The 15,367-nt window shown below is 67.5% G+C and carries 12 protein-coding genes; 6 read left to right on the forward strand and 6 right to left on the reverse strand.

Annotation, left to right across the window (positions count from 1 at the left end; all coding sequences use genetic code 11):
• Positions 1 to 7: 7 nt before the first annotated feature.
• From ACH49X_RS15955 to ACH49X_RS15965, 3 genes are read right to left on the reverse strand one after another with little or no spacing between them, the layout of a single operon-like run.
• Positions 8 to 883 (reverse strand): alpha/beta hydrolase, encoded by an 876-nt coding sequence (locus ACH49X_RS15955; RefSeq protein ID WP_195077760.1) that lies wholly within the window; start codon positions 881 to 883, stop codon positions 8 to 10.
• Complete coding sequence (locus ACH49X_RS15960; RefSeq protein WP_357205344.1) at positions 880 to 2,250, reverse strand: M20 family peptidase; 1,371 nt, start codon at positions 2,248 to 2,250, stop codon at positions 880 to 882. The genes ACH49X_RS15955 and ACH49X_RS15960 overlap by 4 nt, the downstream gene beginning before the upstream one ends.
• A complete protein-coding gene (locus tag ACH49X_RS15965) occupies positions 2,247 to 3,914 on the reverse strand; it encodes a CocE/NonD family hydrolase (protein WP_357108980.1) in 1,668 nt (555 codons plus the stop codon). The genes ACH49X_RS15960 and ACH49X_RS15965 overlap by 4 nt, the downstream gene beginning before the upstream one ends.
• 409 nt (positions 3,915 to 4,323) lie before the next feature.
• Here ACH49X_RS15965 and ACH49X_RS15970 point away from each other — a divergent pair, with 409 nt between their 5' ends.
• Both ACH49X_RS15970 and ACH49X_RS15975 read left to right on the forward strand, forming a co-directional pair.
• Positions 4,324 to 4,767, forward strand: coding sequence for a TY-Chap domain-containing protein (locus ACH49X_RS15970; RefSeq protein ID WP_357108983.1), 444 nt, complete (start codon positions 4,324 to 4,326; stop codon positions 4,765 to 4,767).
• 62 nt (positions 4,768 to 4,829) lie between these two features.
• The gene (locus ACH49X_RS15975) at positions 4,830 to 5,564 is read left to right on the forward strand and encodes a DUF4191 domain-containing protein (protein ID WP_195077764.1); all 735 of its coding nucleotides are present in this window, start codon (positions 4,830 to 4,832) and stop codon (positions 5,562 to 5,564) included.
• Positions 5,565 to 5,683: 119 nt separating this feature from the next.
• Here the strand turns inward: ACH49X_RS15975 and ACH49X_RS15980 are convergent, their stop codons facing one another.
• Positions 5,684 to 6,139 carry an RDD family protein gene (locus ACH49X_RS15980; RefSeq protein WP_195077765.1) on the reverse strand — a complete coding sequence of 152 codons (456 nt, stop codon included), beginning with the start codon at positions 6,137 to 6,139 and terminating at the stop codon, positions 5,684 to 5,686.
• 252 nt (positions 6,140 to 6,391) lie between these two features.
• Here ACH49X_RS15980 and glnA point away from each other — a divergent pair, with 252 nt between their 5' ends.
• The gene (gene glnA / locus ACH49X_RS15985) at positions 6,392 to 7,828 is read left to right on the forward strand and encodes a type I glutamate--ammonia ligase (RefSeq protein WP_067800793.1); all 1,437 of its coding nucleotides are present in this window, start codon (positions 6,392 to 6,394) and stop codon (positions 7,826 to 7,828) included.
• Positions 7,829 to 8,021: 193 nt separating this feature from the next.
• Here the strand turns inward: glnA and ACH49X_RS15990 are convergent, their stop codons facing one another.
• Together ACH49X_RS15990 and ACH49X_RS15995 are read right to left on the reverse strand one after the other, a co-directional pair.
• The gene (locus ACH49X_RS15990; protein ID WP_357205347.1) at positions 8,022 to 9,044 is read right to left on the reverse strand and encodes a hypothetical protein; all 1,023 of its coding nucleotides are present in this window, start codon (positions 9,042 to 9,044) and stop codon (positions 8,022 to 8,024) included.
• Between the two features lie 73 nt (positions 9,045 to 9,117).
• The gene (locus tag ACH49X_RS15995; RefSeq protein ID WP_357205349.1) at positions 9,118 to 10,368 is read right to left on the reverse strand and encodes an FAD-binding protein; all 1,251 of its coding nucleotides are present in this window, start codon (positions 10,366 to 10,368) and stop codon (positions 9,118 to 9,120) included.
• Between the two features lie 330 nt (positions 10,369 to 10,698).
• Here ACH49X_RS15995 and ACH49X_RS16000 point away from each other — a divergent pair, with 330 nt between their 5' ends.
• From ACH49X_RS16000 to ACH49X_RS16010, 3 genes are read left to right on the forward strand one after another with little or no spacing between them, the layout of a single operon-like run.
• Entirely contained in the window at positions 10,699 to 11,040 is a 342-nt protein-coding gene (locus ACH49X_RS16000; RefSeq protein ID WP_323123883.1) for a hypothetical protein, read from the forward strand.
• Between the two features lie 34 nt (positions 11,041 to 11,074).
• The gene (locus tag ACH49X_RS16005) at positions 11,075 to 13,027 is read left to right on the forward strand and encodes a type VII secretion target (RefSeq protein ID WP_357108994.1); all 1,953 of its coding nucleotides are present in this window, start codon (positions 11,075 to 11,077) and stop codon (positions 13,025 to 13,027) included.
• Entirely contained in the window at positions 13,027 to 15,234 is a 2,208-nt protein-coding gene (locus tag ACH49X_RS16010; protein WP_357205352.1) for a hypothetical protein, read from the forward strand. Before ACH49X_RS16005 ends, ACH49X_RS16010 begins: the two co-directional genes overlap by 1 nt.
• Positions 15,235 to 15,367: the final 133 nt, after the last annotated feature.

A 15,367-nucleotide genomic window follows, 5' to 3' on the forward strand; every position in this document is an offset into this window, starting at 1 on the left:
AGGGATACTACTGTCCGGTAAGGTGCGCTTCCAGCCATCCGACGACATCATCGAGCACTTTGTCCTGCTCGGGCTCGTTGAACACCTCGTGGTAGAGCCCTTCGTAGCGGATCACCGTGAGGTCTTTCGACCCGGCGCCCCGCTCGATGAGGTCGGAGCTCGACGGCGCGGCGATCGCGTCGGCCGTGCCGTGCAGCACCAGCAGCGGCACGGTGACCCGCGCCAAGCGCTGCTTGACCGTGTCGGTGGCGCTCAGCATCTCGGCGCCGGTGCGCGCGGGCAGCTTGCCGCGATACACCAGCGGATCGTTGTCGTAGGCCGCGACGACCGCGGGGTCGCGGCTGATCTGCGACGAATCGAGTTTCAGCACACCGAGATTCGGGGTGAACCTGCTCAGCACCGGCGCGAGCGCGCGCTGCACCGGATTGCCAACCGGGATGTCCAGCGGCGGGGCGGACAGCACGATGCCCGCCACGTCGATCGGCGCGCGGGTGGCCAGGTACAGGGTGATCAGGCTGCCCATCGAGTGCGCGAGCAGGAAGCGCGGCACGCCGGGCTGTTCCCGGCTCGCGATGTCCAGCATGGCGGCGACATTGTCCGCGGCGCCCGCCATGGAGCCGATATTGGCCTTGCCGCCCGCGGACTTGCCGTGGCCGATGTGATCGAGCGCGTAGACCGCGAAACCGGCGGCGACCAGACGCTGCCCCACGTGGACATAGCGGCCGGAATGCTCGGCCACACCGTGCACCAGGACGATCACGCCCCGCGGCGCGCCCTCCGGCAGCCACGCCCGCCAGGCCACTCCGCTGCCGACGCCGTCGAACTCACCGGACTCGGTGCGGATCGCGGGCGTGGCGTCGCCCGCCGTCGGCTCGGTCGTCATCCATCAGCTCCTGACGTCGATGGCGCGCCGACCGTCGCGAAATGCTCGATCAGTCGCCGGTTGAACTCGATGAGTCGAGCGTAGTTGACGCGGGAGATGCGCTCGTCGGTTCCGTGGATCGAGCCGAGGTCGCGCTCGTCCAGCACGATGGGGGCGAAATTGCACCGGGTGCCCGCCAGGTCGTCGTAGTGCCTGGAGTCGGTGGCGCCGGGGACGATGCCGGTGGTCACCGCGATGCCGGGGACGACGGCGCGGGCGAGGCCGGCGATCAGATCGAAGGCGGGGCCCGGTCCGGTGATCCGTGACGGCTCCGATGACATGCCGACGAGTTCGAATCGGATTCCTCTGTCGCGCACCACTTTCCGGCAGTGCGCCAGCACCGAGGCGACCGTGTCGCCGGGCAGGATGCGGAAGTTCACCATGGCCTCGGCCCGCTGGGGCAGCACGTTGGCCCGCACGCCGCCGCGGATCACCGTCGGCGCCGTTGTGGTGCGCACCATGGCCTCGGTCTGCGGCTGGGTGGCCATCACCCGGGTGATCACCGGCGCGGCCAGCTTCGCCAGACCGAGCAGGCGCCGCCGCGGCGCGGGCATGACCTCGCGGATCCTGGTCAGCATGTCCGCGATCACCGGGGTCAGGCGCAGCGGCATCGGATGGTCCTGGATGCGGCTCACCGCCCGCGCGATCCGGCCGACCGCGGTCTGCCTGCCCGGCATGGACGAGTGCCCACCCACCTCGGTGACCGACAGCCGGACCGTCGCGTACCCCTTCTCCCCGAGCATGATCGTCGCCACCGGCTGCCGCACGCCCTCCACGACGCCGGCGGTGATCACGCCGCCCTCGTCCAGCAGCAGATCCGCGCGCACCCCCGCCGCGCGCAGGTGCTCGGCCATCCGCTCGGCGCCCTCGCCGCCGAAGACCTCCTCGTCGTGCCCGAAGGCCAGGTACACGGTGTGCCGGGGCCGCAGGCCCGCGACGAGCGCCGATTCGACCGCCTCCAGGATGGCGAGCACGCGGCTCTTGTCATCGATCGCCCCGCGCCCCCAGATGAACTCGCCGTCGACCACGCCGGCGAACGGCGGGTGCGTCCAGCGCTTGGCGTCGTCCACCGGCACCACGTCCTGATGCGCGAGCAGGATCGCGGCCACCCGGTCCGGTTCGGCGCCGGGCCAGCGGTAGAGCCTGCTGTGGGCGAACATCCGCAATTCGAGTTCGGCGTGCACCCGGGGGAACGAGGCCCGCAGGTGCGCGTCGAGGCGGTCGAACGCCGCGCTGTCGGCTTCGCTCGGGTCGTCGGTGGACACCGTCGCACAGCGCAGCGCGGCGGCGAGGCGTTCGGCGGTCGGGTCGTCGACCGGCTCCGTCATCGGTCACCGGCGCGGTCGGGCGGATTCATGGACACCGTTGCATTGTTCAACACACGCGGGTCCAAGGCGATCGTCTTCTCGTTTCGCCACTTCACGATGCCTTCGGTGAGCCCGCCCGGCAGATCGGGACGACGCGTTCCGGTCAGCAGGGGCAGCTCGATGCGCGCGGAGGTCACCGAGACCGCCGCGAGGGCGGGGGAGTGCGACCACACGTCGTCGACCACGTCGGTGATCCGCACGCCGATCCGGTGGCCCGCCGCGATCGGCCAGTCCTGGGCGAGCAGCCGGACCTCGGCGGTGTCGCGGACGGGTGCGATCCCGCGGGTGATGACGGTGGCCCGCAGGTCGGGCGCGATGTCGTAGAGCTCGACCGCGACCGTGGCGCTCGGCGGGCCGCTGAGCCGGAGGGTTGCGGTGGGGATGCCGGAAAGGTGCTGGTCACCGGTCAGCGGCGCGGAGACCGACCAGATCTCGCGATCGGGGCCGGGGAGCAGCCCGCGGTCGGTGTACTCGCCGGTCCGCAACTCGACCGGGACCCGGCTCGCGTCGGCGGGCGGCCACGCCGTCTCGGCGCGCCAGCGGCCGTCGAACTGGCCGACGGTGATCCGCGGGCCCGGCACCTGCACGTCGCGGGCGGCGACGTGCTTGTCGAAGAACGCGAGCAGTTCGGTGTCGAAGTGGGGCGTGCCGCATTTGTCGTGGCAGGTGCGGTGTCCCCACTGGCCGAACCAAGCGCGGTGCTCGCCTGGCCCGAGGCCGTTCCACAGATCGAACACACGGTAGGCCCGGGTGTTGTAGTCGACGAAGCCTTGCCCGAGGAACAGCGGGATCGTGGCGCCGCGCAGCCGCGCGACCAGATCGCGATCCCGCCAGAAGACGGTGTCGGGGTTGTGGTCGCCGATCTCGGCGAGGTAGCGCTGATAGCACTGCCACGGCAACTGCGTCGCATTCGCCTGGTATTCGCCGGAGTCCTCCGGGCGCGGCGGGGTCGAGGCGATGAGCAGGTGCTCGAGTCCCGCGAAGTCGGCCGGGCGCACCCCGCTCTCGGTGACCGGCTTGCCGGAGAACTTCCACGAGACGCCCTGCATGTACAGGTAGGAGTACGGATCGACGACCGGCTCGAACGCGCCCACCGCGGCGAGGCCCTTCGGGGCGGCGGCCAGGCCCATCAGGCCGGTCCACGCCTCGTACGACGTGCCGAACAGTCCGACCCGGCCGGTGGACCACGGCTGGCTCGCCGCCCACTCCACGGCGGCGGCGACGTCGGCTCGTTCCCCTTGGCCGCCGAAATCGGGGCAGCCGCTGGAGCCGCCGAACCCGCGCAGGTCGACGATGACGTAGGTGTATCCGGCGTTCAGGAACAACTCGGCGGTGAGATTGTCGGTGGACGGGCCGCCGGTCACGCGCGGTTCGCTCAGGTACGCCAGGTGCGCGCGATACGGGCTGACGGTGAGGATGACGGGCGTGCGGGTGTCATCGGAGACGTCGGCCGGGCGCAGGATGTCCGCGTGCAGGCGAGTGCCGTCCGTGCCGTCGATGAACGCTTGCTTCCACTGATAGGGCACCGGCAGCGGTTCCGCGGCCGCTCGAGCGGGGACGCACGCGGCCAACAGCAACATCAGGCCGCAGAGGGCACGAGACAGGACGGCTCGTTCGATCACCATAGGACTATCGAGTGTGGCCGCACGGTCGTCCAGCCCCCGGAACCGGGGTAGTGGTTCTGTACTTGTCGTCTCCCCGCCGACTTCGCGCGGGCCGGGGCGAAGCCACAATGCGATGCGAATCGAAAGCATTCCTGCGGAAGCCATTCTGCGCCAGCCCGAAAACGCCGGAGGTAATCGAAAACCTCGATCGGGGATCGACTTTCCGCCGCGTGATCCGTGCGCCCGCCGCGCGCGGCCCGGTGTCACGCGGCGCGGATGTCGCAGGTCCCGGCGGTGTTCGGCGCGGAGGCGATATCTGATATGGCAAACGGCTATAGTCCGGCGAACTACGTGAACTCGCAAGAGGATTCGTCTGGTGTCCCGGCTGCGGCGGCGTATGATCACCCCAGTGCGAATACCCGGGGGAAGAATGAGCGAGCCGGCGACAACGGATTGGGAACAGTTCGTGCAAGCGCTGGCGCACTGCCTCTCGGAGCTGCCGTCGCGGGCAACCCTCATCATCGCCGCCCCCGGAAATCGCTATGTCCAATTTGTCCAATACGACATCAAATTATCCGCCGAACTGGCCGGAAACAATTATCTGAGCAACCCGATACCGGAGACCGCCGTGCGGGAGTTGCGGGCACTGGGCTGGCACGCGCCCGCGGACGGGCACGACGCGGACAACTGGACCAGGGTCTTGTTCTGGCCCATCGCGCCGAACAGCTTGCTGGAGTTCGCGCGCTCGGTCGCCGTCGGCCTGCGCGACGCTCTCGGTGTCGCTGCCCCGGCCGAGTTGCGAGCGATGGGCTGGACCGAGGCATCGGGTGACCTGGATCTCACGGTGCTCGGATCGATCGCGCGCCGGGGGTAGCGCCCGGTCGGGCCGCTGTCCCACGGCGGAGCCGCGACTACCTGGGCACTATCCTGAGAGTCATGGCAGCAGGTAAGCCCACCAAGGAAGCGAAGGCCGCGGCGAAAGCGGCCCGCAAGCAGCAGTCGAGGGAACGCCGCAAGCAGTTGTGGCAGGCGTTCCAGATGCAGCGCAAGGAAGACAAGCTGCTGCTTCCGCTGATGATCGGCGCCCTGGTCGGCAGCACCGCCGTCTTCGCCGTCATCGGCCTGATCTTCGGGCTGACCTGGTTCCTGATCCCGCTGGGCGTCGTGCTCGGCGCGCTGGTGGCGTTCATCATCTTCGGCAGGCGGGTGCAGAAGAGCGTCTACCGCAAGGCCGAGGGCCAAGCGGGCGCCGCGGCCTGGGTGCTGGACAACCTGCAAGGCAAATGGCGGGTGAGCAACGGCGTCGCCGCCACTACGCAACTGGACGCGGTGCACCGGGTGATCGGCCTACCCGGTGTGGTGCTGGTCGCCGAGGGCGCCCCGCAGCGGGTCAAGTCGCTGCTCGCCCAGGAGAAGAAGCGCACCGCCAGGCTGATCGGCGACACTCCGATCTACGACGTCGTCATCGGCAACGACGAAGGCCAGGTCCCGCTCAAGGACCTCCAGCGTTACCTCACCAAGCTGCCGCGCAACATCGACACCAAGCGCATGGACCTCATCGAAGGCAGGCTCTCGGCCCTCAGCGCGCGCAGCGGGCCCGCCCTGCCGAAGGGGCCGATGCCCGCGGGCGCCAAGATGCGCGGCGTGCAGCGCACGATCCGCCGTCGCTGATCCTGCTCCGGCGCGCTGGGCGGCCTTGTGGGCGCGCGCTGTCCTCGAACTCGAAAGGCCCGCCTCCCTGTCCCGGAGGCGGGCCTTTCGGTCGGATCGCTACCGCGCGAATCGGACGTTCAGCGTGAGTGCACCAGCGCCGTGCCGGTCGCGCGGTCGTGCATGCCGCGCCCGTCGGCGTCGGTGAACAGCGCGGGCACCACGAACAGCAGCAGCACCTGCCTGGCCAGCGCCCGCACGAAGCCGACCGGCACCGCCGCGTCGACGCGCACCGTGCGCAGCCGCAGGAAATACTGCCCCGGGGTGAACCCGAACAGCGTGACCGCGCCCACGCCGATGACGAACCAGATGAGCAGCGTCAGACTCGACGCCGAACCGCTGCGGGTGATCAGCGCGGCGATGCCGAGGGCGATCAGCCAGTCCACGAACAGGGCGGCGATGCGGCGGCCCATACCGGCCAGCGAGCCCGCCCCGGTCTTCGGCAGGCCGAGTTGCGCACCGGGGAACTCGGGGGTTGCCGGGCCGCCGGAGTCGGCCGGGGGTCCGGAAAGCCAGGAGCCGGTGATGCGTGCCATGCACCCCACAATAGGCGCGACGGAACGGGCTCCGGGCATCGCATATGCGGAGTTCAGCGTCGCCGCGCGCCACCGCGAGGGCAGGACTACCATGCATTTCGAGTCATGGTGGTCAGCACCACGCCGCCGGATGCACGTGTAACACCGGCGAAACACATCCTTGACTGCAGGGAAACACGGCATCCATAGCGTCTGGTCGCGACGAACCCATGCAAGCGACACTGGCTGGGAACCGATCCGTAAGGAGAACAAGTGACGTTCAGCACGGCCGACGAGGTCATCAAATACATCGCTGACGAGGACATCGAGTACGTCGACATCCGCTTCAGCGACCTGCCCGGTGTGCAGCAGCACTTCTCGATCCCGGGGAAGGCCTTCACGACCGACCTCGCCGAGGAAGGGCTAGCGTTCGACGGCTCCTCCGTTCGTGGGTTCCAGTCCATCGACGAGTCGGACATGCTGCTGCTGCCCGACTTCTCCACCGCGCGTGTCGACCCGTTCCGCGCCGCCAAGACGCTGAACCTCAACTTCTTCGTGCACGACCCGTTCACCCGCGAGGCCTACAGCCGCGACCCGCGTAACGTCGCGCGCAAGGCGGAGGAGTACCTGCGCTCCACCGGCATCGCCGACACCGCGTACTTCGGTCCCGAGGCGGAGTTCTACATCTTCGACTCGATCCGCTACGACTCGGCCATGAACGGCGCCTTCTACGAGATCGAGTCGGTCTCCGGCTCCTGGAACACCGGCGCGGAGTTCAACCCGGACGGCACCCGCAACCGCGGTTACAAGGTTCGCAACAAGGGCGGCTACTTCCCGGTCGCGCCCTACGACCACTACGTCGACCTGCGCGACAAGATCTCGACCAACCTGCAGAACTCCGGCTTCGAGCTGGAGCGCGGCCACCACGAGGTCGGCACCGCCGGTCAGGCCGAGATCAACTACAAGTTCAACACCCTGCTCGCCGCGGCCGACGACCTGCAGCTGTTCAAGTACATCGTCAAGAACACCGCGTGGCAGGAAGGCAAGACCGTCACCTTCATGCCGAAGCCGCTCTTCGGTGACAACGGCTCGGGCATGCACGTGCACCAGTCGCTGTGGAAGGACGGCAAGCCGCTGTTCCACGACGAGGCCGGCTACGGCGGCCTGTCCGACCTGGCCCGCCACTACATCGGCGGCATCCTGCACCACGCGCCGTCGCTGCTGGCGTTCACCAACCCGACGGTGAACTCCTACCACCGCCTGGTCCCCGGCTACGAGGCCCCGATCAACCTGGTGTACTCGCAGCGCAACCGCTCCGCCGCGGTCCGCATCCCGGTCACCGGCAACAACCCGAAGGCCAAGCGCCTCGAGTTCCGCGCGCCGGACTCCTCGGGCAACCCGTACCTGGCCTTCGCCGCCATGATGATGGCCGGCCTGGACGGCATCAAGAAGAAGATCGAGCCGCTGGCCCCGGTCGACAAGGACCTCTACGAGCTCCCGCCGGAGGAGGCCAAGAACATCCCGCAGGCCCCCACCAGCCTGGCCTCGGTCATCGACCGCCTCGAGCAGGACCACGACTACCTCACCGAAGGCAATGTCTTCACCGAGGACCTGATCGAGACCTGGATCACCCTCAAGCGTGAGGGCGAGATCGCCCCGGTGAACCTGCGTCCGCACCCGTACGAGTTCGAGCTGTACTTCGACGTGTAAGCCCTTCCGGGCTTCTTACCTGCGGCGGAGGATCTGACCGAGGTCCTCCGTCCGCAGCAGGGTTCCGGCGAGTCCATCCGTTCCGCGATCACTTCATCGATCGCGGAGCGGGTGGACTCGTCTGCGTTCGGCCCGGCCATCCGCAGGCGAGGTTCACAGTGGAACGGGCGCCAGTGCGTCGGTGGTCGCGGTGCTACGCGTCGCTCCAGGTGGGGACGCCGTAGACGTTGAGTTTGTCGAGGCCGTGCTCGGCGGATACACCCAGTCCGACTGCCGAGTAACGCCAGCTCGCGCCGGATGACGCTGCCACCTGTGCGAGTGCGTCCACGGCGACGGTGCTGCCGTGGTGCCGGGACGCGAGTTCGCGTGCGAGTCCGGCCAGGTCGTCGCCGACGCGGGCGGCCAAGGTGAAGGCGTAGGTCGGGGGGCCCGAACCGCGTGCGCAGCAGATGAAGTAGTCATACCTGTGCAGTTCGGCCGCGTCGAGACCGCACCGGACGAGTTCGGACAGGACCTCCCACGCCGGATGGCCGAAGTCTCGGACCAGCTTCATCGGCACGGCGGCGTCGTATCCGGCGCGCAGGTAGATCTTGTGGTTCAACTCGCCGCGGGCATCCATTTCGAGCGCGGCGATGACCGGTTTGATGAGCTTCGGATCGTCGGGCACCGGAGCCAGATCGGCGAATCCAGGCCACACGTCACACAACCGGCGCAGCCCTCCGGGCACGACGTCCGGGTAGCCGTATACCTTGAGCCGGGCCGCGTGGTCCGGCACCGCGGAGTCGTGGACGACACCGATCCACGAAGCCGAGCGATAACGTGCAGACACACTCGCCGGATCGGGATACAGCGTCGTGACGAAAGACTCGAACATATCGGCGACCGTCTGGTCTCCGTTCGGCAGCCAGGAGACGAGTGCACGGATCGCGGCGATCTGGGCGGCCACGCGCGAGTCGAATCGCGTTTCCTGAGTGGCGGTCTCGGTGGCGTAACGAACCACGGGCGCCACTTTGCCGCCGCCGCCGGACACACTTGCCTCGAACGGAAGTCCGGAGAGGGTCAGAAGACTGGCGCGGTATCCATCCGGCCCTCGCTCGGAAAGCTGTCCACCGCAGGCGCGCTCCATCATCGCGCGAACAGAGGCGGGGTCACACGAGACGGTCAACCGCTCGGCCAAATCGACCAGGAAGTCTCCCGCCGCTTCAGACGACACCATCGTCAGGACTGTTTGCCGATGTCGGGAGCGGCGAGCGGCGGATGGACACTTCTACCCATATCGCCAAACTCTCTCACTCGGATCGAGACGTCCTGTCATCGGGCTTCCCATCGTTGGCGGCAGCAGGGGAGTGGGCACTGTCGGGAGGAGGGCTCACGGTCGCACGGACAAGCGGGTGGTGGGCGTTGACGTGGTCCAGGCGGTGGGCCGAGCGCAGCTGCGCGAGCCGGGCGAGGTCCGCTCCGTAGAGGCGCTCGGCCGGTGCGGCGTCCAGGACGTCGAAGCCGTAGAGGTAGGGACGTCCGCCCAACTCGAGACAGCGCTCCAGCAGGCCGCGCAACGCGGTCCGGGTAGCGTCGACGGCGGCGAACTCGCGGTGTAGCGATGTGCAGAAGCCCACGGCGATCGAGACGGGAGCACTGCCGACCGGAGTGAAAGGGAATGCGGTCGCGTCCGAGGAACGGCGCACGATCAGAATCCACAACAGCTCGAGCCCACCGTCCAGTGCATCCAGGTGCCGTAGTGCGTCCACGGCCGCCAGCAACGGCGCCAGCTGCCCGGCGGGCACGATGAAGTCGGCGCACAAGCGGGCATGGCCGGCGGGCGGGGCGACGGTGCGCGCGGTGCCGTAGTTTCCCCGCAGCGAGAGATCGGCGACTATCGCGCAGTCGGCGTCGCCACAGCGCTTCGGACCGCTTCCGCGCCATCCGGTGGTGGTCTGGACCACGCCGTGCCGGATGGACGCGTAGAAGATGTCGATGTCGTCGCGCAACGCCATCCGCTCGGTGTGCTCCGCGAGTTCGGCCGTCGTGTCGTGCCGCGTGCGGTGGAGGTGGGTGTCGCGACGGTACGGCACGGTGCGCAGCACCGCCCGTTCGATCAGTCCGACGGTGCCCGATCCGCCGAGCGCGAACCGGAACAGCTCGGAGTGATCGGTACGCGAGCACCAACGGCTGGTCCCCGTGCCGTCGATCAGCTGGATCCGCTCCACGTGATCGACCTGCATGCCGGAGCGCACGGAGTCGATGCCGATGCCGCCCACCGACAGCGTGCCACCCACCGACAACTGCAAATAGTCGGGCAGCACGGGAAATGCCGCGCCCCGGCGATTCAGATAACGCTCCAAGCCGTACCAGCTCATCCCGGCAGGGACCTCGATCAGGCCGTCACCGAGGTCCCGCACTTGCGCGGCGGCGGATTCCGGCGCATAGGTGACCAGCAGTTCTCCCTCGGTGACGGTCTGCCCGTCCGAGGAATGACCCGCGCCGCGCAACGTCAACTGCCGACCGGAGCCGAGCAGCGCGGAAGGAAATGCGGATGGCATCCGGTGTACAGCGCGTGGGACGGCGTAGCGCAGACCTCCGAAGTCGGTGCTGAAATCGTCGATGGGGGCCTCGCGGAACTCGTGATCTCCGTGCGGGAAACCGGCTCTGGCTCGAGTATGCTCGCTTCCCACGGTTGGGAAGTGGACTCTTTCGGGGTGCCGCATCCTGAAGGGCGCCCTGCGCTCGGCAGAGCCGGGCGCTCGGCGACGGCGTTGCCGACATGTGTACGAGTGCGGGCGCGCCGATCGCCCATAGGCGGGCGTTCGGTGGCCGCGGATAAGTGAGGATCTGTGAGGGAAGTACATCCTTACGTACGCGCCGGACTGAGCATGGCCCGGGAGTTGCGGCACCGCATCGCTGAGATGCGGGAACGGTCCGACGCCATCGTGGCGCGCCGACCCTCCCCGAGTGGCCTGGTCATTCCCGAGGTCGACGTGATGGGACGGCTGCGGGATCTCTATCTGGCGCCCGGCACCTGTGCCCGATTCGGCAACCAGGAACTCGCCGCCGAGATCATGGCCGCCATCACCGAAAGTACCGAGGATGCCCGGCGGCAATACCACTTCGCCATGAACAATGCCGAGAATTTGCCCCGCCCCTTCGCCGAGGTGATGCAGGAGTGGAAAACCGGAAGCGATCCGGTCCCCAATTTTGGGAAGGCGGAACAATGAACCCGAGATAGCTGGCGGGAGGGATCGACCGAGCATGCCCAATCACCTGGATGTTGAGCCGGATCAGCTGCGCCGCATGGCCCAGCAGCATGATTCGCTCGCCGCGGACATCCGGAAGTGGGGCGAGATCCCGCACGACTGGCTTGCCGAGTTCGAGTCCACCTACGGTGTGATCGCCGACCCGATGCGGGGTGCTCTGGTGGACTACTACAACAGGCGGCACCAGTCGGCTGAGCGCCTCGCCGCCAGACATGAGCGGACGCGAGACGAATTGCTCGCCGCCGCGGCCGCCCTCGAAGACGCCGACCACTCCGGTGGGCAGACCATCGGCAATGCGGGTGACTTCGGTAACGGCGCGCCGCGAGGCGGTCCTGCTCTCAGTACGCTCCCCGGTCCCCCGGCGCCGGTCGGCGCAGCTCCGGACACGCCGCTGACGAACGGCGCACAACCGGGGCATCCTCCCACCACATCGGCCACGCCTCAGATGCCGGAGAGCGCTCGACACTCCGACTCTGTACCGGCGCAGCCCGCGGCATCCCTCCCGCAGATCCACGACAGCATGCCGACGGGAGTCGTCCCCCCGCAGGGCACGATGCCCGTTACGCCCGGCATGCCGCAGTTCGGCGTGAACGGGATGCCGGAGCCCGGTGCCGTTGGCGCATCTCTCGACCCTTTGGGATTCCAGAACGGCAGCGCCGAGGTGTCGATCGACGTGAGCGGTCCCATGGGCACGACAGACGGGTTGCTCGCACCAATGGCGGGAAGCGTCTTCCCCGCGGCGGTTCCCACAGACGGTATGAGTGCGCGTACGGCCATTCGTCCACCCGCTCCACTGTCTACCGGCCCGTTGGCGGCGGCCCTCCACCCGGCCGAGGATCGCAGGGCGCTGCCGTCGTTCGTGGTGGGTGAGCGCGTAGAAGACGACTTGGCGCTCGCGCGCACTCTGCTTGCCGCGATTCTCTCCGCCGTAGCCGATTCGGCGCTCGGTCTCGACTGGGGGGTAGCGGTGGCGCGGACTCCCGCCGGGCCCCTGGTCCTGCTGACTTCCACCGAGGGGCGTGGTTGGTTGCCTCCCGGACTGTTCCTTCCGTCGGAAGTCATCATCCCGTGGCGGTGGGACTCGATATTGCGTGCCGCAGGTCGAGAAGCCGTCGCGGCCTTGGAAGGAACTACCGATCCGGCCCGGATGCTCGCCGAATTCACCTTGTTGGTAGGCGAGCGCAGGCCGGTCCGGATCAGTGCCCTGGTGTCGTCCGCGGCTATAGCGGACGACCTGCGAACAACACTCGGCCGCGACGTCGCCATCGAGGACCGGGTGCCCGCCGCCGAGTCCGCGGTCGATCTCACATCCCCAGGGCCCGGATTGGTCGATCGGCTCACGCTGGCCGGATCGGACGACTTGCTGCGGGAGGCCGCGACGGTGCCGGATGCGGAAATCCGGGCGAAGTGCGTCGAGTTGGCGCGGGCCGCGGATGCTCAAGTGCGGGCGGCCATATCAGGCGCCGACGGGAATGGCTCGCCCCACCGCGCTCGAATCCTCGATGCCCTGCACGCGGGTCTGCCCGTCCCGCCGAGCTGGTGGCATCAGATACGAGCGGCCGACGCGCTGACAGCGGCCGCGGCGAATTCGCGACGGATCGACGTGTCCCACATCCCGGTCGGCGGCGTCCCGTTGCGGGTGGCCGACATGGAGGTACTGCGCGGCATGGTCTTCGAACGTCGTGTCGATGAACTGTTGCTGTCGCTCGCCGAAGGCGAGCCCGACCGGCAGACCCTCCGTGACGCGCTCTACACCTACAGCCAGATCACCGAGCATCCGTTGTTCCCGGCGACAGCGCGGGTATCGGTTGCGCAGACTGCCCGCATGAGTAGAACGGTCTCCGGCGGTGTGAGTTCTATGAGCCATGGCGAGAGTCCCCCTTCCGTCACCGGATTGTTGAGTGGTCTGGCGGGGTCGGAGAGCTCCGGTGAGCAGAGGAGAGCCTGATGAGCAAGGTGGACGACGTCGTCTCGCAGATCAAACACGACTACGAAGCACACGGGTGGGATAGTGTCGGTTTCCAGGACGACCAAGCCAAGAATTCATTGAACAAGCTCGCAGGGCTGAATTCGACCGAATTCACAGAGGCATTCAACAGGCTTCGTGACATCAGATGGGCCGACGCATATCAGTACGATCTGATGGAACGTTTGGTGCACGATGCCGAGGAGCAGGGTCTCGCCGACAAGCCCGAGTACAAGGATCTCATCCAATCGCTCAAGACCAAAAAGCCGGAAGATTACCTCAACGCCAAGAAAAAGAAAGAGGACGATGCCGCCGGCGATCCGAAGTTCGGGGATTACGGCTACGAGGATTTCAAGGGCGAGGACAAGCACGCGCAGTACGTCGACCTCTATGTGCCGAAAGGTGCGAGTGAGGCGCTGAGACAACTGATCGCGGACACCGAGTTCACGATGCAGTGGGACTTCGACACGCTCGGCGTCGGTAATCCCAAAGCTGCGCCGGACTTCACCGCGGTCCTCGACGGCAAGCAGGTCGAGAGCGCGGACGGCTGGTCCAAGGTCAGAGACGCGCACGGCGAACTGAAAACCCAGTTGGAGAAGCGGCAGAAGGACCACACCAGCGACCACAAGTCTGTCGCAAATGCCACCTATGATTCGAAGATCACCGGCTCCGATACCTTCAAAGAGCTGAAAAGAATCATGGACGAGCTCAACAAGGATCTCGAGTACGCACCTGCGATGGCGAGTCTCACGCGCAGCGGAAATACGCTCACCGAGAGCTCCGGTGGTCCCCCCACCTCCGAGATGCAGGTGCCTGTCTACGAGAAGAATACAAAAGAGGGAACCAAGGGTTACGGCGAATATTTTCTCACTGCCGAGGCGGAGCAGCGGTACTACGTCCGGGCCATCGACGATGCCACCGCCGAGTGGGAAAAGGTATACGGCGAAGCGACGAAAAAATATCAGAAGCAAGCTGAGGACGTCGACGGAAAAGACGCCGATGACCACAGCGGCGGTGACGACAAAGGCGACAAGGGCGACAAGGGCGACAAAGGGGATAAGGGAGATAAGGGGGACAAGGGCGACCAGGGCAACGGTAACGACGGAAACGGCAATAACGGCAATAACGGTAACGACGGCAACGGTAACAACGGGAACAACAACGGAAACGGCACCGACAACAACGGCAACAACAATAACGGCAACGATGACGGTGACACCGGTGACAAAGACGGCACCGGTGACGAAGAGGGCGCCGGTGACAAAGACGGCACCGGTGACGACGATTCCACTGGCAACTCGCAATCCGACAGTGACACGGAGGGCTCCGACGGTGGCACCGATACGTCCACGTCGGGCAATGGGAATTCCACGGGTGATTCGTCATCGCAGGGCACTGGCACCGGAACCGCTACGGGCGCCAATACCGGCTCCACCGGCTCGACCGGCAGCAGTGGTGACGGCGGCGCGGGCATGCTGCAAAATCTCGCCATGATGGCTGCCATGGCGGGGATGATGAACCAGGGCAACCAGCACAACGGTTACCAGGAAGAAGAGGACCGGCGGGAGCGCGAGGAGCGCGAAGAGCGGCGTGAGGAACGGCGGCGCGAGCGCGAGGCGCAGGCGGCCGCCGCGAACCAAACCGGTCAGCCGCAGCCTGGAAGCCCTTCCGGTGTGACGGCGCCGACGTACGCGGGTACGCCGCCGGCTGTGACGACGCCGGGCGCAACGGTGCCGCTCCAGATCGGCAACCAGACCGTGCAGGTGCCCCCGGACATCTCGGAACCCTTGCAGCGGCAGGCGCAGAACACCGCCATGGACGCGGCGGCCGCGTACGCCGGGACTCCCGGTGAGTCGACGGCGGAGCATCCCTGGGCGACGGTCAACGATGTCGCCCAGTTGCAGTCGGGCGATGTCGTGCAATGGGAGAAGCACAGCGCGCTGATCGTCAAGACCGACACCGGGCTGACCATCGTGGACGAGGGCCAACTGATTCCGCTGGACCCCAACAACCCGCCGCTGACGGACAAGTACGGCGGTTTCACCGGCTACGCGCATCCGACGGGTCTGAACGTCGGTTCCGCCACCGACCCCACGGCCGCGACACCGCCTACGCCCACCCTGAGCACGGCACCGCCCGCTGCTCCGCAACCCGCCGGTCCGCCGGCCATCAATCCGCCGCAGGTCTGAGCGACGCGAAGCATCGCGACCGAATCCCTCGCGAAGTGGACCGGTCGCGATGCTCGCCCGCCGGGCGCGCGGTCAGGCGTTCGGCTTCGCCTGCCCTGCCGCGGATCCGACGCAGTAGCGCCCTCCGGTCAGG

This window comes from Nocardia sp. NPDC019323 (assembly GCF_044389845.1).
Classification (GTDB): domain Bacteria; phylum Actinomycetota; class Actinomycetes; order Mycobacteriales; family Mycobacteriaceae; genus Nocardia; species Nocardia implantans.